The organism is Amaricoccus sp. W119, from assembly GCF_047275745.1.
Lineage (GTDB): Bacteria > Pseudomonadota > Alphaproteobacteria > Rhodobacterales > Rhodobacteraceae > Amaricoccus.
Genome location: NZ_JBKQWU010000047.1, coordinates 1 through 19,588, shown reverse-complemented (window position 1 = coordinate 19,588; position 19,588 = coordinate 1). Strand labels below are relative to the sequence as shown.

The window sequence follows — 19,588 nt, the reverse complement described above, 5'->3', positions numbered from 1 at the left end:
GTCGACCGCGAAGACAACCATGCACCCGGTAGCGTCATTCTGGCAAACTCAGGCTTGACCCCTCAGCTGCGATTAGACAACCGCATCACTTCACTGCTGCCGCCAGTAACTCGTCGAGACGCCGCCTGTGGGCTCAAAGGGCGCGCGGACAAACCAAGCCGGGGATACTGGGTTGCGCGGCGATAGGATTGAGTGGGGACGGGAACATGAGTTCCATGAATATCCGTTGATCCGACACGCGAAGGTCAAGAAGGAAGCGCTTGCCGTCGTCTCGCGCGCGGACATGCGCATCGTCGATGAGCCGGAGCAGGCCCCAGGGGCCGGGCCAATCCGCCGCCACCTCGGCGGTGAGGAGGATCCGCGCGCCCGCCGATGGCTGGGGACCTGGCCAGGCGAGGGTAGCGAGCGTCTCGGTCGCGTCGATATCAGCACGCGTTCCGCCGATCATCGTGGTCGTCGCGCCGGCACCGGTCCGAGCGAGGACCGCGGCCGTGAAGCCGCCACCCGTTTCGGGAAAGAGCGCGCCGCCGGCGTCGAGCGCGCGTTCCAGGAAGGCGGCGCTTTCGGATGTGTAGCCCGAGAGCCTCGCTTGGGGTCTCCAGGACCAGGGCGAGACGCTCGTATCGAGCAAGGTGGCGAGATCTGCGGCAACGAACCGGCCAAGGGCGCCGTCCGGTCGCAGGAAGGCGCGGACCTCGTCGAGATCCGCGTCCGTTGCCTCGGGACTGAACGGGTAACCATCGAGCGCTACCCGGCAGGATATGAGCAGTTCACCGCTCCAGCGCCGAGCGGCGTGGGATTTGCGTGCATCGGCTCGCGTCGCGGCGGCCTGGGCGAGCACATCCTCGACGATCTGCGTGACCAGCCGGGGAGCTCGGTCGAGGGTAGCAATGGAAACGGCGCGGCTCTGGATGTTCATGAGCCGTTGGTCTTCGTCGCGATCGATTGACCGGAGCTCGATGTTCAGGCCGGCGAAGAGCTGGCTGATCGCCACCATCTCGCCGGCTTCCGCGAAGCGGATCGTGGCGCCGAAGGCGGCGTCGATGGCCATCTGGTCCGCCGCGGAGCGGTCGCGGTCCGTGCCGCCGACCTCGGTCCAGGTGGCGCGAAACAGGGTTTCGAGTGGTGAACGTGGCTGGCCGAGCGTGCCGCTGACCAGGAGCGCACCCGCCTGGTCTGTGAAGGGGCGGACGCGGAAATCGGCGAGCTTCTCTGTCCAGACGGTCAGGGTAGCATCGCGCAGGCGCGCCATCACCGCCGCCTCGGGGACGATCGCAGGCAAGGGCGTGCGCGTGACGGTGAGCCATTCGCGGCTTGCCCGGTCGATCGTGCGCCGGGCTCCATCGGCGCCGGCGTAGGTCCAGCCCGCGCGAGTGAACAGGCCTGGAACCGGCGTGGCGACCGGCTGGCCAGAGCGGCTGACGAGGATATCCGAAAGGCCTGGGATCGATGTCGCGGACCAGCCGGGCAGGGCACGTGCCGCTGGGTCGCGGGTCAGTTCGAGGAAGGCATAATCGGCGGGTGTGCCCTCGGCCGCGATCTGGCGCGCCTGATCGACCAATGGGGGATCCGGCGCGGGCAGGGTGGCATGGGGTCCGGACAGCGCGGCCGCGTGGGGCGCGAGATCGCCAAGCTGCCGGTCGCCGCTTGCGCGGGCCTCCATCCAGCCCGCGAGGAATTCTGGCTGCCAGGGGCTTGCGCCGTCGAGGATGGCGCGCGCTCGGAGGGTGTCGTAGGCTTCGACCGACTTGCCCTCGGAGGCGAGCGCCTCGGAGAGCGCCGCGGCGAGCAGTGGCGGGAGCAGGTGATCCACCACGGCGGCGTAGCGCGCGCGGGCGATGGCACCGGGCGCATGGGCACCGAGCAGTGGTGCGAGGCCGAGCGGGCCGCCGCCCGCCCGCGCTGCGATCTCATCGACCACGCGCCGGGTTCTGTCGAGTGTCCGGGCCGCCTCCGCCGGTCCGCCCCCGGCCGTCGCGATGATTACCTCGGGGGCGGGCAGCCCGGAGAGCAGGCGCCCGGCGTAGCGCCATTCGGCCCATCCGGTCCAGGCAGCCAGAGTGAGGCAAACGGCCAAAGGAACGATCAACCCCCAAGGCGGAGGCTCGGCGGCCCGCGCGGGATGCGCCGCGCGGACCGCCTCGGAGCAATGGCGCAGGAAGCGCGCGAGATCCTGGTCGGCGGCGGAGCGCGCGGCCTCTTCCGCGTGGCCGGCAATCAGATCCGCGTCCGGTATTGGAGTGCCCGGCAGCCGTCGCTGGATGGCGCGAGTCCAGGCGCGCGGCGGCATGGCCGGATTGGACCCCGCCCGCGCCGCGAGCACCGCGAGCAGCGCGTCGCGCGCCGAACCAATCGCCTCCCGCGGCAGGCCCGCGCGCAGCGCCGAGGTCTCGAACGCCTCCACGCGCGTCCGGGCTTCGCGCGCGATGGCTTCGGGATCGGGGTCCGGATCGCGCGCCGTCGTCGTGGCCAGCTTGAGCAGCGGTCCGGCGAGACCGGCGAATATGTCCCCGCGCTCCGGCCCAGCGGGGGAGCGGATGATCGTGCGCGGCGCCTCTGATTCCGCCATCGCGCTTCAGAGCAGTCCCTGCGCGTGCCAGTCGCGCAGGAGCGCCTCGCCCGGTTCGAAATGCATCGAATCCTCGCGCCCGTAGCCGGCGCCCCAATACCATCCCTCGGCATTGAAGAATTCCGCGAGCACGACGAGACCGAACTGGGTCGACTTGTCGCCCATCTGGTCGAGATCTCCGGCGAGGGTGAGGTCGATCGCCATGCCCCAGGCATGGGAGGAGACGCTCCCCGGTGCGCCCCGCACATGCCGCGCGCAAAGCGCCCCAGCTGTGCCGAGCGCGGCGTGTATCGCCGGATCCGCCGCCTCGAGATCGGCCATGATCTTCGCGAGCGAGTCGAGCGCGGGGCGGACCATCGTGACTCGGAATGGCCCGATCTGGCGCGTCTCGAGGAGCCGGAGCAGCTTCGGGTTTGTCACGGGCTGGCAGGCGTCCGAATAGCTGTCGCGCGGCTCGCCGAGCAGGGCGCGCAGGCTTTCCGGCATGGGGCGCTCGATGCCCCTGTTGAACCGGGCAGTGGCGAGCCGCATCCCTTCGACGAGGTTCTCGTCCTCCGGGATCGGCGCTGCGCCGCCGAACTGATCGCGGGCAGGGACTACCACCGAGGGTGGGAGCGAATGCGGATCCGAAGGCGCGTTCAGGATTTCGACCTCGTCGCGCAGCGCTTCGACTGCTTGTTCCAGTGCGCCGATGCGAGCCTCCTGTGCGTCGAGATCGTGGTTGACCCGCGCGAGCATGGCCTCCGGTCCGGTGTCGTTCGCCGCCCGCAGCAGGTGGCCCACCAGCGCGAAGGCGATGGCTGCGAGCACGATGCTGGCACCGATCACTACCGCGCCGAGGAGTCCCTGCGTCCGCACCTCGACCTCACGCCGGCCTGGCGGCGTGGATCACCACCACCGACACGTTGTCCGGGGCGCCGCGCCGCAGCGTCGCCTCGACAAGGGCGACGCATGCGCTTTCTGGATCGGGCGCGCCGGCGAGCAGCGTCGCCATTTCAGCATCGGCGAGGCAGCGCGTAAGCCCATCCGAACAGAGGAGCAGCTGGTCACCGGGTTCCACAACTACCTCGGCGAAATCGGGCGTGACCGCGGGCCCGGCGCCGATCGCACGGGTGACGATATTCGAATGCGGATGCCGCGCCGCCTCGGTCGCGGAAAGGCTGCCCCGGTCGATCAGTTCCTGCACCACGGAATGATCGCGGGTCAGCGGTGTGAGCCCGCGCCCCCGAAGCAGATAGCCCCGGCTGTCCCCCGCCCAGGCAAGAAGGCCGAGCGGCCCGTGAAGCATCAGCGCGACGACGGTGGCGCCGATCTCGCCCAGACCATCGGCTTGCGCGCGCTCCCGCACATCGGCATGCGCCTCGCCAAGCGCGGCGAGCAGGTCCGCGCGCCCGGCGTCGCCATGCGGCATCCGTGCCAGCGCGTCAATCACGAGATCAGCGGCGAGATCGCCGTGCCCGTGCCCGCCCATCCCGTCGGCCACCGCCCAGAGCACACCGGTCGGATCGGTCAGCAGCGCGTCCTCGTTCCGCTATATCCCGGCGCGGCAATTGCCGGACAAGGCGGTCAGCCTGCTCGACACCGCCTGCGCCCGCGTCGCGGTTTCCCAGCACGCGACTCCGGCGGAAGTCGAGGATCTCCACCGCCGCCGCGCGATGCTAGAGCTGGAGCGCGGCATTCACGAGCGGGAGGCTGCGATCGGCCTCAACGTCGCTGCCCGACGTGGGAAGCTCGACGCGGCTCTCGCCGCGCTGACGCCCGAGATCGCAGCGGCGGAAGCTCGCTGGGAGGTGGAGCGCGGCTTGGTGACCGACATTCTCGCGCTACGCGCGCACCTGCGCGGCGAAGGCGCGACACTCGATCAGGGGGAGGCGCCGCCGACCGCTCCCGAACCGGAAACCGGGACGGAAGCGCCCGCCCCCAACCGCGAGACCGATCTCGCCAAACTCCGCGCGCTCACAACGCGCCTTTCCGAGGCGCAGGGCGAGGCACCGCTGATCCTGCCCTCCGTCGATCGCAACGCGGTGGCGGCGGTGGCGAGGGACTGGACCGGCATTCCGATGGGCCGGATGCTGGCGAGTCAGACCGAGAAGGCGCTGAACCTCACCGGCATCCTCGCCGAGCGCGTCGTGGGGCAAGATCACGCGATGGAAATGATCGCGGCCCGTGTCCGGACCAGCCGCGCGGGCTTGGGCGCGCCAGAGAAACCGATCGGCGTCTTCCTACTTTGTGGCCCCTCCGGCGTCGGCAAGACTGAGACGGCGCTCGCCCTCGCCGACACGCTCTACGGCGGCGAGCAGAACCTGATCACCATCAACATGTCCGAGTTTCAGGAAGCGCATACGGTCTCTCTGCTGAAGGGTGCGCCGCCGGGCTATGTCGGCTATGGCAAAGGCGGTGTGTTGACCGAAGCGGTGCGGCGCAAGCCCTATTCGGTGGTCCTGCTCGACGAGGTGGAGAAGGCGCATCCAGACGTGCACGAGATCTTCTTCCAGGTCTTCGACAAGGGAATGATGGACGACAGCGAAGGGCGCCGGATCGACTTCAAGAACTGCCTGATCCTGCTCACCTCCAACGTCGGCTCCGAGGTCATCATGCGCGCGACCGAGGCGGGCCGGAAGCGCGGGGCGGTGGCCGAGCTCGACCGCGCGCTCCGCCCGCCGCTGCTCGCTGTCTTCCCCGCCGCCTTCCTCGGCCGGGTGATTACGGTGCCCTATTATCCGCTGAGCGATGCGATGATCGACCAGATCGCGACCGCCCGCTTCGCCCGGATCGGGCGGCAATTGAGCGAGCGCTACGAGGCGGAACTGGTGATCGGCCCGGGTGTGCTGGAGATGGTGCGCGCCCGCTGCGTGGAGCTCGAGTCGGGTGGCCGGATGATCGACGCGATCCTGACGAACACGGTCCTGCCGGATCTGAGCGCGGGCCTCCTGCGCCGGACGCTGGAGGGTGCGGCGCTCTCGCGGGTGACAGTGGGAGTTGGCGACGACGGGTTTTCGTATGCGTTCGAGTGAGGGGAGACCGTGCGCCGGCGCGCCCCCGTTCTCCGATATTTTCCCCGCCAAACGCCCTTTCTGCTAGACTGCACGATATAAAGATGGGGGTCGGGGCATGCGGATCATTCTCGCTCTTGTCCTTCTCCTGACGCCGCTTGGGCTCGATCCACTCGCACGACTACATGGACACCGACCAGATCGAGGGGCGGGTGCTCGTCGTGGGCTTCGGCAATTCGGGCTGCGACCTCGCCGTGGACGCCGCGCAGCACCGTTTCGACGTGTCGATCGCCGTTCGCCGGGGTCAGCTGTTCCAGCCCAAGACGCTGATGGGCAAGCCGCGCTCCGAACTGTCGTTCCTGAACGAGCTGCCTCGCGAACAGCAGAACATGCTGATGAACGTCCTGATCTACGCCTCGAAGGGATCGGCGGGGGATTACCCCGGTCTGCCGACGCCCGAGACCTATGATCTCGACAGGCAGCCGCCCGTGGTCAACGATCTCCTGCTCTACTGGATCCAGCACGGGCGGGTGAAGCCGGTGCCGGGCGTCGCGGATATCGAGGGCAAGACCGTCCGTTTCACCGACGGCACCAGCGATGAGTACGACACGATCCTCTGGGCGACGGGCTTCAACACCCGGCTGCCGTTTCTCGACGATGACCTGCTGGAATGGGAGGCGGGCGTGCCGCTTCGCAACGCGGGAGAAATCCTGCCGACCACGGTGGAGGGTCTCTACTTCGTCGGTCTCTGCTCGCCGCGTGGTCCGCAATGGCCGGTCTACTGCGCGCAGTCGCGGCTGATCTGCGAGATGCTGCGGACCCGCGCCGCCGGAATCGACGATCTGACCGCCCGCTTCGCCCGGGGCGCGGCGCCGGAGGCGCGCATCGATATCATCCGCCACGAATGGCAGGCCGACATGGATGAGAGCTGGCGCCGGCTGAGCTTCATCGCTCCCGCGGAGAAGGCCGAGAAGGCCGCCTGAGACCCGTGAGGCGGGACGGAACATCCCCTCTGGCCATCACAACGCGAAAGGATAGCCCATGAACCAGATCACCCCCGTCCAGGCCGGCGACTGGCTGGCGCTCGGCGGTCGCGCCATCGCCGTGACCGGCGCGGCCAGCGGCATCGGCGCGGCCATCGCCGAGGCGCTGGCCGAGGCTGGCGCGAACGTCGCGCTCATCGACCGCGACTCCGCGAAATGCGACGCCGTTCGCGACCGGCTCGCCGATCGGCCCGGCCGGCGGCTGAGCCTCAGCGCCGACGTCTCCGACGAAACGCGGGTGAAGGCGGCGGCGGCGGCGGCCGAAGCCGAATTCGGGCCCGTCACCGGCCTCGTCAACGCCGCGGGAATGCTCCGGCCCGGGTCGCTCGCCGATGTGGGCGCCGACGACTGGCAGACGCTCATGTCCGTCAATCTCGGCGGCTACCTCTTCTGCGGTCGGGTCTTCCGCGAACAGATGGCGCGCGCCGGGGGCGGCAGCATCGTCCATATCGGCTCGATCTCGGGCAAGGTGCCTCAGCCCTTCTCCGGCGCCTACAGCGCGTCGAAGGCCGCGGTCGCGAACCTCTCGCAGCAGATGGCGGTCGAGTGGGGCGCCGACGGCATCCGTTCCAACGTCATCGCGCCGGGGATGATCCGCACCGAGCTGACGGAAGCCTATTACCAGCACGCGGACGTGCTGGAGGCCCGCGAGGGCTTCACCGCCTGCCGCCGCATCGGTCGGCCACGGGACATCGCCGACGCGGCGCTCTTCCTGCTGAGCGATCGGTCCGGCTACGTCAACGGCTCGGAGATCGGCGTCGACGGCGGCCTGCCCTCCATGTTGATGGCGAAGCTGCCTCGGCCGGGATTCACCGGCTGACACGCCTCGCGCCCCGTCGCCGACGCGGGCGTGGTCGCTCCCACCGAGACCGGAAACGCTGTCCGGCGGCCGAAACATCCTCGGCCGTGAACGGGAGAGGTATGCCATGAAGCAGGGACGGGCGCGGAGGTGTGGTCCCGCGTGCCGGCCCATCCCCGGACGGGGCCGTCCGCTTTTCCCCTGGGAAACGAGACCTTCGACTTCAGAACGGAGTTCACGACATGACCAATCAAAGAAAGCCGTCTCGGGAGATGGAGAAACCGTCTCTGCCGCTCGCGCTGGCGCCGCTCGTCATCACCATCGCGCTCGTCGCGCTGCAGGTGTTCTATTATGAGGATGCGTCACCGCATGTGCCGCTGATGATCGGGGTCCTGGTCACGGCGGGTTTCGGCTGATGGCGGGGCTATCGGTGGAAGGACATGCAGGAGGGCATGTTCAACGTCATCCACGTGGCTATGCCGGCGATCTTCATCATCTACACGATCGGCATGGTGATCTCGACCTGGATCGCCGCGGGCACCGTCCCGCTGATGGTCTACTACGGATTGCAGGTTCTGAGCCCCGGCATCTTTCTCGCGGCGGCCGCGATCATCTGTTCCGTCGTCTCGCTCGCCACCGGTACGTCCTGGGGTACGACCGGCACGATGGGCCTCGCGCTCATCGGCATCGGCGAGGGATTGGGCGTGCCGACGCACATGACCGCGGGCGCGGTGGTCTCGGGCGTCGGACTCGACGAACTTCGCGCCGGCCGTCGTCGGCACCTACCTCTTCACGCATATCCGCAACATGTTCCCGGTGACGATCCCGGCGATGGCCATCGCGATCGGCATCTATCTCTGGGTTGGTCAGGGTTTCGCGACCGGGGCGGTCGACCGCGACGCCTTGAACCTCACGCTCGGCACGCTCGAAGGCATGTTCAACCTCAACATCCTTCTTCTTCTGCCGGCGCTCGTCGTCATGACGCTGGCGGTGATGAAGATGCCGGCGCTGCCGGGTCTCATCGCGGGCGTCGTTTTGGGTGCGATCCTGGCGATGGTGCTCCAGGGCGTGGGGTTGCACGATCTCTTCGGCATCATCCTCAACGGTTACGTCAGCGATACAGGCGTGGAGGCGGTCGACGCGCTCCTGACCAAGGGCGGCCTCATGTCCATGAACTGGACTACGACGCTCATCCTCATCGCGCTCGCCTTCGGGGGGCTTCTGGAGGCGACGCGATGCCTTGAGACGATCATCGACCGGATCCTCGACTTCGCGCGGACGCAGCGGAGCCTGCTGCTGTCGAGCCTCGGTTCCAGCCTGGGCCTGCATGTCCTCACCGGCGACGTGTTCCTCTCGATGGCGCTTACCGGGCGCACCTTCGCGCCAGCCTTTCGCGGCAAGGGCATCCACGTGACGGCGCTCTCGCGCACCATGGAGGACGCGGGCACACTCGCGGCGCCGCTCATCCCGTGGAGCACGGGAGGCGTCTTCGTGGCCTCGACTCTCGGGGTGGCCACCTTCGCCTATTTCCCCTGGGCCATCGCCTGCTGGGTGTCGCTCGTGATTGATGTCGTCTACGCGATCTTCGGCATGTTCATCCCGAAGACGACGGATGCCGACGTCGACCGCTGGCGCGAACTCGACGAGGCGGTGCTGGTCGACGGAGTGCTGGTTCCCGGCTCGCAGGTCCTGCCCGCCGCGCTGCGCGGATGACAGCTGGGAGCGTTGCCGAGCAAGGCGACCGAGCCGTTGACGGCCTCTGAAATACCGTCGCTCGCCTCGTCGGCGTCCGCGCGCTCAATCCCTGCGTTGGCCCCGCGGCCGTCGTCGAAGTTCACGTTATGTCAAGACGCCAAGATCGAACGTATCCACTACATGGCGAAGTCCGGTGTGCTGTTCCAGCGCATAACGACGACTATGCGTGCCTCGACCATATCGGCGGATGTCGTTCAGGGGATCGCCAGGTCCTTGAAGGGGATTCACCTGCGGAAACCGGTATGTCACGGGTCTCCATAGAATCTCCCCTCATTTTGAGATCGCCTGGCGGGCACGCGCGGCGCGCAGCCCTGGGGTCTTCACACTGTCCCATCGCCGCTTCCAGCGTCTCGGTCGCCCTGTGGTAAACTTCGCGAGGGCGCGGCACACGGCGTCGCGTGAGCGCTTCAGTGCTCGCATCGTTCGCGGCGGGGGCGAGGCTCACGTCACGCCGCGCCTGGCCACTGTCTGCTCGGCTGGGATCACGGGCCGCTGGCAGCGGACGTTCGACCACCACTCGGCCCAAGCCGGCGTCGCGTCAGCCAGCCATCGCGGGCCGGCCCTCGGGCGCTATGCGCCCGGCAGGGATCGCCAGCGTGAGCGCGATGCCGAGAAGCGCGAGACCGGCGAGCACGAAGAAGATCGTCTCGATCGAGAGACCGGCCGCGATCAGCAACCCGCCGATCAGCGGGCCGCCGACGCCGCCGAGCCGCCCGAAACCCGCGCACCACGCGACCCCGGCGCCGCGGACGCGGGTCGGGAAGTAGTTGGCGACGAAGCCGTAGATCAGCGTCTGGGTGCCCGAGGTGCCGATCCCGACCAGCGCGACGATGGCGAGAAGCGCGGCGAGTGGCAGCTTCAGGGTCATCGCGGCGATGGCGGCGGCGCCGAGAAGAAAGCTCGCGGCGACGACCGGCTTCGGGCCGAAACGATCGGCGAAGCGGGCGACGACGATCGGGCCGAGCGCGGCGGCGCCATTCAGGACCAGCAGGAAGGAGAGCGAGCCCTTGGCATTGAAGCCGGCCCGCAGCATCAGTTCCGGCAGCCAGGTATTGAGCGAGTAGACCAGCAACAGCCCGGTCGCGCTCATCAGCCCGATCAGCATCGCCGGGACAAGAAAATCGCCGAAGAGGCCGCGATAGCCGGTGGCGCCCTGCTCGGCGGGCAGGATGGCGGCATCGGCCTCGGGCATTTCGACGCCGGTCTCGGCGGCGACCCGGCGCGCTTCCTCGATCCGGCCGCGGGAGACGAGCCAGGCGACCGACTCCGGCATCTTCCAGATGGCGAGCGGCAGCAGGGTGACGAAAGGCAGTGCCCCGATCAGGAACATGCCGCGCCAGCCGATATGGTCGAGAAGCACGATAGCGAGCGCCGCCGCGGCGAGGCTGCCGAGCGGCACGCCCGAATAGGTGATGGCGTTGCAGAGGTTCTTCTTTCCCTTCGGCGCGTATTCGGAGACGAGCGCCGCCGTGGTGGCGAGCAACGCGCCGACGCCGAGCCCGGTCAGGAAGCGGAAGATGCCGAAGGTCATCGCGGTGTGGGTGAAGGCGGTGGCCGCCATCGCCAGCGAGAACCAGGCGTAGGCGGCGAGCATCATCTTCCGCCGGCCAAGGAAATCGCCGATGCTTCCCGCGAGAAGCGCGCCGACCAGGACGCCGAGCAGCGCGTAGCTGCCGAGCGCGCCGGCGATGGCAGGATCGACCGGGCCGATCTGGTTCGGATCGCGCAGGAAGGTCGAGACGACGGTGCCGTAGACCACGAGATCGTAACCGTCGAACATCAGGCCGACGGTTGCGAGGCCTATGATCCAGACGAGGGTTCGGAAGCGCTTGGCCTCCTGCGCGGGGGTGACGGACATCGGTTCCTCCGGGTTTGTGACGTGCCGGGAAGAGCGCCCCGGCCATGTGATTCTATTGATATGTATACGTATTATACGTATGCTAGTCAATAATGATAAGTATGCTTGCTATTTGCTCGCGAATCAGGTAAACCCCGATCAAGCAAGGAGTTTCCGACATGGCCGATCTCTATGAGATGCCCGGGCACCTCATCCGGCGCCTGCACCAGATATCCACTGCGCTCTTCGGCGCGCGGATGGCCGAGGCGGAGATCGACCTGACCTCGGTGCAGTTCGCGACGCTGGTCGCGGTGCGGGAGAACCCCGGCATCGACCAGGCGACGCTCGCCGGGCTGATCGCCTACGACCGGGTGACGATCGGCGGCGTCATCGACCGCCTGGTCGCCAAGGGCCTCGTCGGCCGCGAAGTCAGCCCGCGCGATCGCCGCGCCCGGGTTCTGGAACTGAGCGACGCCGGGCAGACGCTGCTCGACCGGGCGATGCCGGTCGCCGTGACGGTGCAGGGCGATATCCTGGAAGGCCTGTCGGCGGAGGAGCGCGACGATTTCGTCACCCTGCTCCGCAAGGCCACCGAGGCCGGCAACGATCGCAGCCGGGCTCCGCTCGTCCCGCTGGCGCGCGCCGAGCCCGGCGAATGACCTGATCCCCGCCGCCGGCCCTTCCGGGGCCCGCGCGGCACCAGCCGAACATCAACGGAATGCGCGCGGTGGCCCCTCGTCACGGCCCGGGGCCGTGCGCGCCCACACAAACCGGAGGAAAAGACATGCAATTCCATCTCGACGGCTTTCGCGCCGGTGATCCCTCGCATTTCGACGCGGCCGCCGCGCCGGAGGTCATCGACGTTCTCATCGTCGGCTGCGGCCCGGCCGGGCTTACACTGGCGGCGCAACTCGCCGCCTTCCCGGAGATCAGGACCCGGATCGTCGAGCAGAAGTCCGGCCCGCTGATGCTCGGCCAGGCCGACGGCATCGCCTGCCGCACCATGGAGATGTTCAACGCCTTCGGCTTCGCCGATCGGGTGCTGAGGGAGGCCTACTGGGTCAACGAGACCACCTTCTGGAAGCCGGGCGACGGCGCGGACAGGAAGATCGTCCGCCACGGCCGCATTCCCGACACCGAGGAGGGGTTGTCGGAATTCCCGCATGTCATCCTCAACCAGGCGCGGGTGCATGACTTCTACCTCGAGAAGATGCGCGACGCCCCGACCCGGCTTGAGCCGGACTACGGCCTCCGCCTCGCCGATCTGACGGTACCCGAGGATGCGTCGGAGCCCGTCACCGTCCGGCTGCGCCCGGTCGACGCCGACGACGACGCCCGCGACGAGATCGTCCGCGCCCGCTACGTCGTCGGCTGCGACGGCGCCCGCTCCGGTGTCCGCCGTGCCATCGGCCGCGAGCTCCGGGGCGAGGCCGCGAACCAGGCCTGGGGCGTCATGGACGTGCTCGCCTATACCGACTTCCCCGACATCCGCCTGAAGAGCGCGATACATTCGGCCGAGGACGGCAACATCCTGATCATCCCGCGCGAAGGCGGCTATCTCGTCCGCCTCTACATCGAGCTCGACAAGCTCGGCGCCGACGAGCGCGTCGCCTCGAAGAATATCACCAAGGACCAGCTCGTCGCCGCTGCCCAGCGCATCCTTCACCCCTACGTCCTCGACGTGAAGCAGGTCGCCTGGTGGTCGGTCTACGAGATCGGCCAGCGCCTGACCGACAAGTTCGACGACGTGCCGGCCGGGCAGGAGGCGACCCGCGCTCCCCGCGTCTTCATCGCCGGCGACGCCTGCCATACTCACAGCCCGAAGGCCGGCCAGGGGATGAACGTCTCGATGCAGGACACCTTCAACCTCGGCTGGAAGCTCGCCGCCGTCCTGCGGGGGCTCGCCGACCCGGCGCTGCTGCACAGCTACTCCGCCGAACGCCAGGGCATCGCCAAGGAGCTGATCGACTTCGACGGCAAGTTCGCCAAGATGTTCAGCGCCCGGCCGAAGACCTCGCCCGACGACGCCGAGGGCGTCGATCCGGAGGAGTTCCAGCGCTATTTCATCCAGCAGGGTCGCTTCACCGCCGGCACCGCCACCCGCTACGCCCCCTCGGCGCTGACCGGCGACGGCGTCCATCAGGACCTCGCCAAGGGCTTCGCCGTGGGCATGCGCTTCCACTCCGCCCCGGTCGTCCGCCTCGCGGACGCCAAGCCGATGCACCTCGGCCACGCCGCCGAGGCCGACGGACGCTGGCGGCTCTACCTCTTCGCAGGCGCCGACGGCCTCGCCCCCGGCTCGCGGCTGGCGGATCTCTGCGACTGGCTGGAAGCCGACGCCGACTCCCCGATCCGCCGGCACACCCCGGAAGGCGAGAACATCGACGCGGTCATCGACGTCCGCGCCGTCCTGCAAGCGCCGCACCAGTCGCTTTCGATGGACGAGTTGCCCGGCCTCGTCTGGCCGCGCAAGGGCCGCTTCGGCCTGCGCGACTACGAGAAGGCCTTCTGCGCCGATCCGTCGGGTGACATCTTCGAGGCGCGCGGCATCGATCGCCAGAACGGCTGCGTGGTGCTGGTCCGCCCCGACCAGTACGTCGCCGAGGTCCTGCCGCTCGACGCCCGCGACGCGCTCTCCGACTATTTCGCGGCGGCGCTCCAGCGGCCGGCGCGGAAGCTGGAGCGGGCTGCCACGCTCATGGCGAGCGTAGGCTGATCGTCACCCGCGTCATCGCTGTTGGGCGCCACATTGAAGCGGATCGGTGATGGTGATTTCGCTCATCGGCGATGACGGCCGCGCGGGCCAATCGAACGGCATGTCGTTACGGCGGCTTACCCCGCTGCCCGGTCGAGCACTTCCTCGGCCCACTGGTTCAGGCTCTTGCCCGACAACTCCGCGGCTAGGGCGGCCTTGCGGTGAACCTCGGGGCTGACCCGGAACATGACCTGCCCCGAATAGGTCTTCTGTGGCTCCTTGCCGATCCTGGCGCAGGTTTCGACGTAGTCTTCCACAGCCTCGTGGAAGGCCGTGCGCAGACCTTCGACGGTGTCGGCATGGAAGCCCACCCCGTCACGGATCCCGGCGATCCGGCCCGCGAAAATCCCGTCCTCGTCGTCGTATTCGATCCGGGCGGCATAGCCCTTGTAGGTCATGGTGTTGGTCATGGTCTCACCCCGATCCGTTCCAGGAAGTCGCGGGCATCGCGTACCTGGTATCGCTTCGCTTCCCTGGCAGGGTGCGGGCGATGGAACGTCGCGACCTCGCCATCCTTCTCGAACCGCACTCGCGATCCGCGCCCTTCGATCAGCCGCGCGCCAGCCGCCAGCAGCAGGCTTTCGACCGCCGCCCATTCGATGGTGCCGGACACCGGATCGGTGAAGACGGCGGCGAGGGTCTTGCGATGCTTGCTGTTCATCGTGGCAAGATAAGGAACGCTAGCGTAATACGCAAGCATGCGGTGATGTGATTGCTCCCATGAGGCCGCCGGACGGAAGGCCAGCCTCGCCCCAATCAAGGCGTGCTCGAGGCGCGCCCAGCGAGCAGGCGAGAATATCTGCCCCGCAGTCAGGTCCGAGTGGGCCCGGCCCATCCGATCCGCGCGAGCGTGTCGATCAGGGTCGAGCGCGGCACGCCGAAATTGCGGCAGACCGCGGCCTTGCTCGCACCGGCGTCGAGCGCGGCGGTGATGGCCTCGAGCTTCTCCGGGCTGATCGCGGGCGGCCGGCCACCGCGCCGCCCCCGCCGCTTCGCCGCCGCGAGACCCGCCATCACGCGTTCGCGCGTCAGCGCCCGCTCGTATTGGGCGAGCGCGCCGAAGAGCGAGAACAGGAGCTCGCCATGCGCCGTGGTCGTGTCCATCTGCTCGGTCAGCGACCGGAAGGCAACGCCGCGGTCGCGCAGATCGGCGATGATCGACAGAAGATGCGGCAGCGAGCGCCCCAGCCGGTCGAGCTTCCAGACCACCAGCGTATCGCCTTCCCTCAGCCAGCCGAGGCAGGCCGCGAGACCCGGGCGGTCGTCCCGGGCGCCCGAGGCCTTGTCGGTATGGATGTGGCGCGCATCGACACCGGCGGCGACCAGCGCGTCGCGCTGGAGATCGATCGATTGCCGCCCGTCGGCCAAGGAAACCCGCATGTATCCGACCAGCATGTACGGCAAACCCTCTCATTGGTATTTCCGCATGATATACCAATACGACAGGGTTTATCGTGCGAAATCCCCTAGCCTTTGGGAACGCTCCTGATTGGAGGTACCGGAAGCACGCCGTTCCACGCTTTTCGCGCAGTGAGCCGCGCGCCGGATGGGGCGCTCGCGGGAACAGCAATTTCTGGACGCGGCACGGGAGGTGCAGCCCGATACGCGTTCCCTTGCTCGCCGGTCAATGATCCTCAACGGACAACAGCTGGACGAACGGAGCCGCGTCGGGATCGCGGCTGGCGGCGGCGGCGAAACGGCGATCGGCCGTGATCACGGGCCGTTCGAGCGCGACGGCGAGCGCCAGGTAAACGCAGTCATAGACTGGGTGATCGAGGAGCCGTGCCAGTTCCAGGGCTCGGATGGGCAGCCTGAGGCCGGAGGGCAATGGCTGGAACGGGGCGCGCAGAATCAGGTCCAGCGCATCCTCGGCCTCGGCGCCGGTGATCTGTCCGCGCCGCGCAACCACCCAGAGCGCATTCGCCACTTCGATCGCCAGGAGCGGCGGCGCGAAAAGCTCGCGGCCATCCAGCAACTCGGAGGCCGCCACCGAGCCCGCCTCGTCGAGCACCCATTTCAGCGCGACGCTGGCATCGACCACGCAGCCTTTCAACGGCTGTCGCGCCCCTCACGCACCAGGCTCTCGCTATCGGTGCCCCGTCGCAGGCGCGCCCGCATCCGGGCGGCGGCGGCGGCGAAGTCGGTGGTGGCCTCGGCGGGGCGAAGAACCTCCCGCAATATCATGCGATGCTCGGCTTCGACCGACCGGCCATTGGCCGCCGCCCGCTCCCGCAAGGCCTGGGCGATGGCGTCGTCGATGTCGCGGACAATGAGCTGTGCCATGGCGATACCTCTCAATGATGATAACAATGATCACACTTTGAAATCACCCCCGCAAGGGGAGAGATAGTGCCTGGGAACGTTGGCTGGCTGAACCTGTGGACTGCGCCCCCGCGGGTGGACCACATGATCCGTTGATTTCCCCACGCCGTGCCTTCGGGTATGGAGGTCCTATGGCAAGACGACACCGCAGGCACAGCGTCGCTTTGAAGCGCATGATCGTCGAAGCCTGTCTCGACGGCGAACCGCTCATGGCTTTGAGCAGGAAGTTTGACATCCGCCGACATCTGATCCGGAGTTGGGTAGGAGAAATATGAGCTGGGCGAGTTCGACGACGAGCACGTCCGGACCGACTTGGTTCCGGAGTACGAAGCGCGTATCGCCGCGCTCCGAGCGCCTTGTCGGTGAACAGCTTCTCGCACCCCGCCTTGGTCAGCGCGTCGGTTCGCGGCGCCAAATCCTGATCGGCCGTCGAGACGCGCGCGTGACCGATCAGCATCCGTCCCGCGACTCGATCTCGATCAGCCCGTTTCGGGACGCATATTTCGGGAACAGGTTTTGGGAAAGCCAAAGCGCGCTTCCATGGCGGCTCTCATCACAGCGCGCAGATTGCCGCGCGAACCGCTTCCAAGCTTAGCCGCCGTCCCCGCCGCGCGGAATCGGAATAGGTTCAAGGTCGGCCGTGTCATCTTGGCGGCCAATCTCGCCAATCCCGCGGCGCGTGCTATTCTCACATCATCCATCGGAGACCACGCCGCCATGAAAGCCTTCGCCGCCGTCCTCACCTGGGCCCTGCTGACCCTGCCCGTCGGAGCTGAGACCATCCGGGTCGGAATGTCGGGGGGCTATTTCCCCTTTACCTTCGTCAAAAGTGACGAGCTCCAGGGCTTCGAAGTCGACTTCATGAACGCGATCGCCGCGGAGACCGGCGACACGGCGGAGTTCAGCACGATGGCCTTCTCCGGCCTTATCGGGGCGCTTCAGGCCGGCCGGATCGATACGGTCGCCAACCAGATCACGATCACCCCGGAGCGCGAGGCGCAGTTCGTTTTCACCCAACCCTATGTCTATGACGGCGCGCAGGTCGTTGTCCGCGAGGGCAACGATGAGATCGAGGGGGTCGAGGACCTGCGCGGCAAGACCGTGGCCGTCAACCTGGGCTCGAACTTCGAGCAATTGCTTCGCGAACTCCCCTTCGCGAGCGAGATCACCATCAGGACCTATGAGAGCAACATCGAGCAGGATACCGCCCTCGGCCGGGTGGACGCCTTCGTGATGGACCGTGTTTCCTCCGCCCAGGTGATCGCGGAGTCGCCGATGCCGCTCCAGCTCGCCGGCCAACCCTTCTCCGAGATCCGTAACGCCCTGCCGTTTCGGAACGACGAGCCCGGGCGCGCGATGCGCGACCGCGTCGACGCGGCGATCACCAAGCTGAAGGAGAATGGAACGCTGCGCCGGATCTCGGAGAAATGGCTGGGCGCGGACGTCACCGCGCCCGCTTCCTGAACGATGATCCTCGACCTCGAGTACATGGCGGGCCTCGTGCCGGTCATTTTGCGCTACGTTCCGCTCACGCTCGGGATGGCGATCACCGCGATGGCGATCGCCCTGGTCCTCGCGGTGGTGCTCGCGATCATTCGCGTCCTCCAGGTGCCGCTGATAGGCGCCGTCGTCGCGATCTTCATCAGCTTCTTCCGCGGCACGCCGCTCCTGGTGCAGCTCTTTCTCTTCTACTATGGCCTGCCGCAGGTCATCGCCGCTTTCCGGTCGATCGACGGAGTGACAGCGGCCGTCACCGGCCTGACGCTGCATTTCGCCGCCTACATGGCCGAGAGCATTCGCGGCGCGATTCTCGGCATCGATCGAAGCCAATGGGAAGCCGGGCAATCCGTCGGCATGACCCAGATCCAGTTGATGCGTCGGATCATCCTGCCGCAGGCGGCACGGGTCGCGGCGCCCACGCTCCTCAACTACTTCATCGATATGATCAAGAGTACCTCGCTCGCCTTTACCCTGGGCGTCACGGAGATGATGGGCGCGGCACAGAAGGAGGCCGCCGGCAGCTTCCGCTACCTCGAGGCCTTTCTCGTCGTCGCGCTGATCTACTGGGCCATCGTCGAGGCGCTCTCCTTCGCGCAGCGGCGTCTGGAAGTCCGGCTTGGCCGGGCCTTCGCCCGATGATCCGCGTCGAGGGCCTCGTCAAGCGCTTCGGCGACCGGACCGTGCTTGACGGGGTCAACCTCGATATCGCCCCCGGCGAGCGCATCGTCGTCATCGGCCCGTCGGGAACCGGCAAGTCGACGCTGCTCCGCTGCCTCAACTTCCTCGATCGCCCCGACGCCGGCCGCGTCACCGTGGGCGATCTGACCATCGATGCCGCGCATGCGACGCGACGCGACATCCTCTCCCTCCGCCGCCGCACCGCCTTCGTGTTCCAGAACTACGCGCTCTTCGCCAACAAGACCGCGCGCGGCAACATTACCGAGGCCCTCACCACGGTGCGCGGCCTGTCCCGCGCGGAAGCGGAAGCTCGCGCCGTCGCGATCCTTGGCGAAATCGGTCTCGGAGATCGGGGGGACAGCTACCCGGCCGCGCTCTCGGGCGGGCAGCAGCAGCGCGTCGGCATCGGCCGGGCGATGGCGCTCGGGGCGGAACTCATGCTGGTGGACGAGCCAACCTCCGCTCTCGACCCCGAGTGGGTCGGCGAGGTCCTCGCACTCCTCCGCCGCGTCGCCGAGAAACACCAGACCATGCTGATCGTCACACATGAAATGCAGTTCGCCCGCGAAATCGCCGATCGCGTACTGTTCATGGACGCGGGCCGCGTGGTCGAGCAGGGGCCGCCAGCAGCCCTTTTCGAGCATCCGAAAGACCAACGCCTCCGTACCTTTCTTAGCCTGCCGTAAGCTGCCTGGCTGGTTCTACCAGCACACGCTGATTACAAGTCCGCCCAGCGGGCTGATCATGTCGCGATGATGCAGACTGGCCTGCTGCCGTTTCCGTGGACGGCAGGTTAAAGCCGCACGGCGGCTGCCTCGAACTGGATCGGGCTGAGATGGTCCAGTTTCGAATGGTGGCGCTTCGGATTGTAGAACCGCTCGATGTAATCGAACACGTCGGCCCGTGCGGCATCGCGAGTGTGCGAGCCGTGCGCTCGGTCTTCAGAGCGTGTCTGAGAAGGGGGCTCCCCCAGGCTGAATCCGCGTGATTCATGGGGCGTCGGATTCCTGAAGCCAGAGTCGACATCCAGCGCCGCCGATCACGTTACCCGAGTGATTTGACCGACAGCCAATGGGCGGTGGTCGCACCCATGATCCGGACGCCGCGCCGGGTGGTCGCCCGCGCAAGGCGCCGAAGCGGGAGATCGTCGAGGCCGGCGCACGCCTGCTCTACCTCCCGCCCTATTCCCCGGACTTCAACCTGATCGAGCAGGCGTTCGCCAAGCTGGACACCCGCAATAACCCTCCCCTTTGAAGGGCGGTCGTGATTCACTGGCTCCGTCGAGATCGGAGGGGTGAGATGGAGCAGCGTTCCCTGTTCGGGTTGTCGGAGCACCT

General features: G+C 67.7%; 18 protein-coding genes and 3 pseudogenes. 11 read left to right on the top strand and 10 right to left on the bottom strand.

The window, feature by feature from the left end; genetic code table 11:
* Nucleotides 1-133 precede the first annotated feature (133 nt).
* Genes ACLJK8_RS17425 through ACLJK8_RS17415 form a run of 3 tightly spaced genes read right to left on the bottom strand, consistent with a single transcriptional unit; the run spans nucleotide 134 to nucleotide 4,064 of the window.
* Nucleotides 134-2,569: an ImcF-related family protein gene (locus tag ACLJK8_RS17425; RefSeq protein ID WP_413151620.1), complete on the bottom strand. Its 2,436-nt coding sequence runs from the start codon at nucleotides 2,567-2,569 to the stop codon at nucleotides 134-136.
* A gap of 6 nt (nucleotides 2,570-2,575) precedes the next feature.
* Nucleotides 2,576-3,427: a M15 family metallopeptidase gene (locus ACLJK8_RS17420; protein ID WP_413151619.1), complete on the bottom strand. Its 852-nt coding sequence runs from the start codon at nucleotides 3,425-3,427 to the stop codon at nucleotides 2,576-2,578.
* Between the two features lie 7 nt (nucleotides 3,428-3,434).
* Nucleotides 3,435-4,064: a PP2C family protein-serine/threonine phosphatase gene (locus ACLJK8_RS17415; RefSeq protein ID WP_413151618.1), complete on the bottom strand. Its 630-nt coding sequence runs from the start codon at nucleotides 4,062-4,064 to the stop codon at nucleotides 3,435-3,437.
* Between the two features lie 28 nt (nucleotides 4,065-4,092).
* On the opposite strand from ACLJK8_RS17415, the pseudogene ACLJK8_RS17410 reads away from it, so the two are divergent.
* The 5 genes and pseudogenes from ACLJK8_RS17410 to ACLJK8_RS17390 all read left to right on the top strand — a co-directional run.
* Nucleotides 4,093-5,583: pseudogene (locus ACLJK8_RS17410) on the top strand (AAA family ATPase); the annotation flags it as partial.
* 137 nt (nucleotides 5,584-5,720) lie between these two features.
* Nucleotides 5,721-6,545: a hypothetical protein gene (locus tag ACLJK8_RS17405; protein ID WP_413151617.1), complete on the top strand. Its 825-nt coding sequence runs from the start codon at nucleotides 5,721-5,723 to the stop codon at nucleotides 6,543-6,545.
* 58 nt (nucleotides 6,546-6,603) lie between these two features.
* Nucleotides 6,604-7,425 carry an SDR family NAD(P)-dependent oxidoreductase gene (locus tag ACLJK8_RS17400; protein ID WP_413151616.1) on the top strand — a complete coding sequence of 274 codons (822 nt, stop codon included), beginning with the start codon at nucleotides 6,604-6,606 and terminating at the stop codon, nucleotides 7,423-7,425.
* A gap of 221 nt (nucleotides 7,426-7,646) precedes the next feature.
* Entirely contained in the window at nucleotides 7,647-7,820 is a 174-nt protein-coding gene (locus ACLJK8_RS17395; RefSeq protein ID WP_413151615.1) for a hypothetical protein, read from the top strand.
* A gap of 382 nt (nucleotides 7,821-8,202) precedes the next feature.
* Nucleotides 8,203-9,117: a Na+/H+ antiporter NhaC family protein gene (locus tag ACLJK8_RS17390; protein ID WP_413151629.1), complete on the top strand. Its 915-nt coding sequence runs from the start codon at nucleotides 8,203-8,205 to the stop codon at nucleotides 9,115-9,117.
* Nucleotides 9,118-9,697: 580 nt separating this feature from the next.
* On the opposite strand, the gene ACLJK8_RS17385 is transcribed toward ACLJK8_RS17390, so the two are convergent.
* Nucleotides 9,698-11,017, bottom strand: a complete 1,320-nt coding sequence (locus tag ACLJK8_RS17385; protein WP_413151614.1) for an MFS transporter — start codon at nucleotides 11,015-11,017, stop codon at nucleotides 9,698-9,700.
* A gap of 158 nt (nucleotides 11,018-11,175) precedes the next feature.
* Here ACLJK8_RS17385 and ACLJK8_RS17380 point away from each other — a divergent pair, with 158 nt between their 5' ends.
* Both ACLJK8_RS17380 and ACLJK8_RS17375 read left to right on the top strand, forming a co-directional pair.
* Nucleotides 11,176-11,655 carry a MarR family winged helix-turn-helix transcriptional regulator gene (locus tag ACLJK8_RS17380; protein ID WP_413151613.1) on the top strand — a complete coding sequence of 160 codons (480 nt, stop codon included), beginning with the start codon at nucleotides 11,176-11,178 and terminating at the stop codon, nucleotides 11,653-11,655.
* A 125-nt stretch (nucleotides 11,656-11,780) separates the two neighbouring features.
* Complete coding sequence (locus ACLJK8_RS17375; protein ID WP_413151612.1) at nucleotides 11,781-13,712, top strand: FAD-binding monooxygenase; 1,932 nt, start codon at nucleotides 11,781-11,783, stop codon at nucleotides 13,710-13,712.
* A 116-nt stretch (nucleotides 13,713-13,828) separates the two neighbouring features.
* On the opposite strand, the gene ACLJK8_RS17370 is transcribed toward ACLJK8_RS17375, so the two are convergent.
* From ACLJK8_RS17370 to ACLJK8_RS17350, 5 genes are all read right to left on the bottom strand, one after another.
* Nucleotides 13,829-14,161, bottom strand: a complete 333-nt coding sequence (locus ACLJK8_RS17370; RefSeq protein WP_413151611.1) for a type II toxin-antitoxin system HicB family antitoxin — start codon at nucleotides 14,159-14,161, stop codon at nucleotides 13,829-13,831.
* A complete protein-coding gene (locus ACLJK8_RS17365; protein ID WP_413151610.1) occupies nucleotides 14,158-14,451 on the bottom strand; it encodes a type II toxin-antitoxin system HicA family toxin in 294 nt (97 codons plus the stop codon). The genes ACLJK8_RS17370 and ACLJK8_RS17365 overlap by 4 nt, the downstream gene beginning before the upstream one ends.
* A gap of 110 nt (nucleotides 14,452-14,561) precedes the next feature.
* Nucleotides 14,562-15,146 carry a recombinase family protein gene (locus ACLJK8_RS17360; RefSeq protein WP_413151609.1) on the bottom strand — a complete coding sequence of 195 codons (585 nt, stop codon included), beginning with the start codon at nucleotides 15,144-15,146 and terminating at the stop codon, nucleotides 14,562-14,564.
* A gap of 229 nt (nucleotides 15,147-15,375) precedes the next feature.
* Nucleotides 15,376-15,792, bottom strand: a complete 417-nt coding sequence (locus ACLJK8_RS17355) for a type II toxin-antitoxin system VapC family toxin (protein ID WP_413151608.1) — start codon at nucleotides 15,790-15,792, stop codon at nucleotides 15,376-15,378.
* 8 nt (nucleotides 15,793-15,800) lie between these two features.
* A complete protein-coding gene (locus ACLJK8_RS17350; protein WP_413151607.1) occupies nucleotides 15,801-16,034 on the bottom strand; it encodes a FitA-like ribbon-helix-helix domain-containing protein in 234 nt (77 codons plus the stop codon).
* Nucleotides 16,035-16,790: 756 nt separating this feature from the next.
* On the opposite strand from ACLJK8_RS17350, the gene ACLJK8_RS17345 reads away from it, so the two are divergent.
* Genes ACLJK8_RS17345 through ACLJK8_RS17335 form a run of 3 tightly spaced genes read left to right on the top strand, consistent with a single transcriptional unit; the run spans nucleotide 16,791 to nucleotide 18,937 of the window.
* Complete coding sequence (locus ACLJK8_RS17345) at nucleotides 16,791-17,537, top strand: amino acid ABC transporter substrate-binding protein (RefSeq protein ID WP_413151606.1); 747 nt, start codon at nucleotides 16,791-16,793, stop codon at nucleotides 17,535-17,537.
* Nucleotides 17,538-17,540: 3 nt separating this feature from the next.
* Nucleotides 17,541-18,212 carry an amino acid ABC transporter permease gene (locus ACLJK8_RS17340; protein ID WP_413151605.1) on the top strand — a complete coding sequence of 224 codons (672 nt, stop codon included), beginning with the start codon at nucleotides 17,541-17,543 and terminating at the stop codon, nucleotides 18,210-18,212.
* Complete coding sequence (locus tag ACLJK8_RS17335; protein WP_413151604.1) at nucleotides 18,209-18,937, top strand: amino acid ABC transporter ATP-binding protein; 729 nt, start codon at nucleotides 18,209-18,211, stop codon at nucleotides 18,935-18,937. Before ACLJK8_RS17340 ends, ACLJK8_RS17335 begins: the two co-directional genes overlap by 4 nt.
* A gap of 107 nt (nucleotides 18,938-19,044) precedes the next feature.
* On the opposite strand, the pseudogene ACLJK8_RS17330 reads toward ACLJK8_RS17335, so the two are convergent.
* Nucleotides 19,045-19,170 (bottom strand): annotated as a pseudogene (locus ACLJK8_RS17330) (IS3 family transposase); the annotation flags it as partial.
* 218 nt (nucleotides 19,171-19,388) lie between these two features.
* Here ACLJK8_RS17330 and ACLJK8_RS17325 point away from each other — a divergent pair.
* Nucleotides 19,389-19,478: pseudogene (locus tag ACLJK8_RS17325) on the top strand (transposase); the annotation flags it as partial.
* Nucleotides 19,479-19,588: the final 110 nt, after the last annotated feature.

What these genes read in the sequence shown, in the direction of transcription:
- ACLJK8_RS17425 (WP_413151620.1), bottom strand. Translation starts at nt 2,569, where the DNA reads ATGGCGGAATCAGAGGCGCCGCGCACGATCATCCGCTCCCCCGCTGGG.
- ACLJK8_RS17400 (WP_413151616.1), top strand. Translation starts at nt 6,604, where the DNA reads ATGAACCAGATCACCCCCGTCCAGGCCGGCGACTGGCTGGCGCTCGGC.
- ACLJK8_RS17395 (WP_413151615.1), top strand. Translation starts at nt 7,647, where the DNA reads ATGACCAATCAAAGAAAGCCGTCTCGGGAGATGGAGAAACCGTCTCTG.
- ACLJK8_RS17385 (WP_413151614.1), bottom strand. Translation starts at nt 11,017, where the DNA reads ATGTCCGTCACCCCCGCGCAGGAGGCCAAGCGCTTCCGAACCCTCGTC.
- ACLJK8_RS17380 (WP_413151613.1), top strand. Translation starts at nt 11,176, where the DNA reads ATGGCCGATCTCTATGAGATGCCCGGGCACCTCATCCGGCGCCTGCAC.
- ACLJK8_RS17375 (WP_413151612.1), top strand. Translation starts at nt 11,781, where the DNA reads ATGCAATTCCATCTCGACGGCTTTCGCGCCGGTGATCCCTCGCATTTC.
- ACLJK8_RS17370 (WP_413151611.1), bottom strand. Translation starts at nt 14,161, where the DNA reads ATGACCAACACCATGACCTACAAGGGCTATGCCGCCCGGATCGAATAC.
- ACLJK8_RS17365 (WP_413151610.1), bottom strand. Translation starts at nt 14,451, where the DNA reads ATGCTTGCGTATTACGCTAGCGTTCCTTATCTTGCCACGATGAACAGC.
- ACLJK8_RS17360 (WP_413151609.1), bottom strand. Translation starts at nt 15,146, where the DNA reads ATGCTGGTCGGATACATGCGGGTTTCCTTGGCCGACGGGCGGCAATCG.
- ACLJK8_RS17350 (WP_413151607.1), bottom strand. Translation starts at nt 16,034, where the DNA reads ATGGCACAGCTCATTGTCCGCGACATCGACGACGCCATCGCCCAGGCC.
- ACLJK8_RS17345 (WP_413151606.1), top strand. Translation starts at nt 16,791, where the DNA reads ATGAAAGCCTTCGCCGCCGTCCTCACCTGGGCCCTGCTGACCCTGCCC.
- ACLJK8_RS17340 (WP_413151605.1), top strand. Translation starts at nt 17,541, where the DNA reads ATGATCCTCGACCTCGAGTACATGGCGGGCCTCGTGCCGGTCATTTTG.
- ACLJK8_RS17335 (WP_413151604.1), top strand. Translation starts at nt 18,209, where the DNA reads ATGATCCGCGTCGAGGGCCTCGTCAAGCGCTTCGGCGACCGGACCGTG.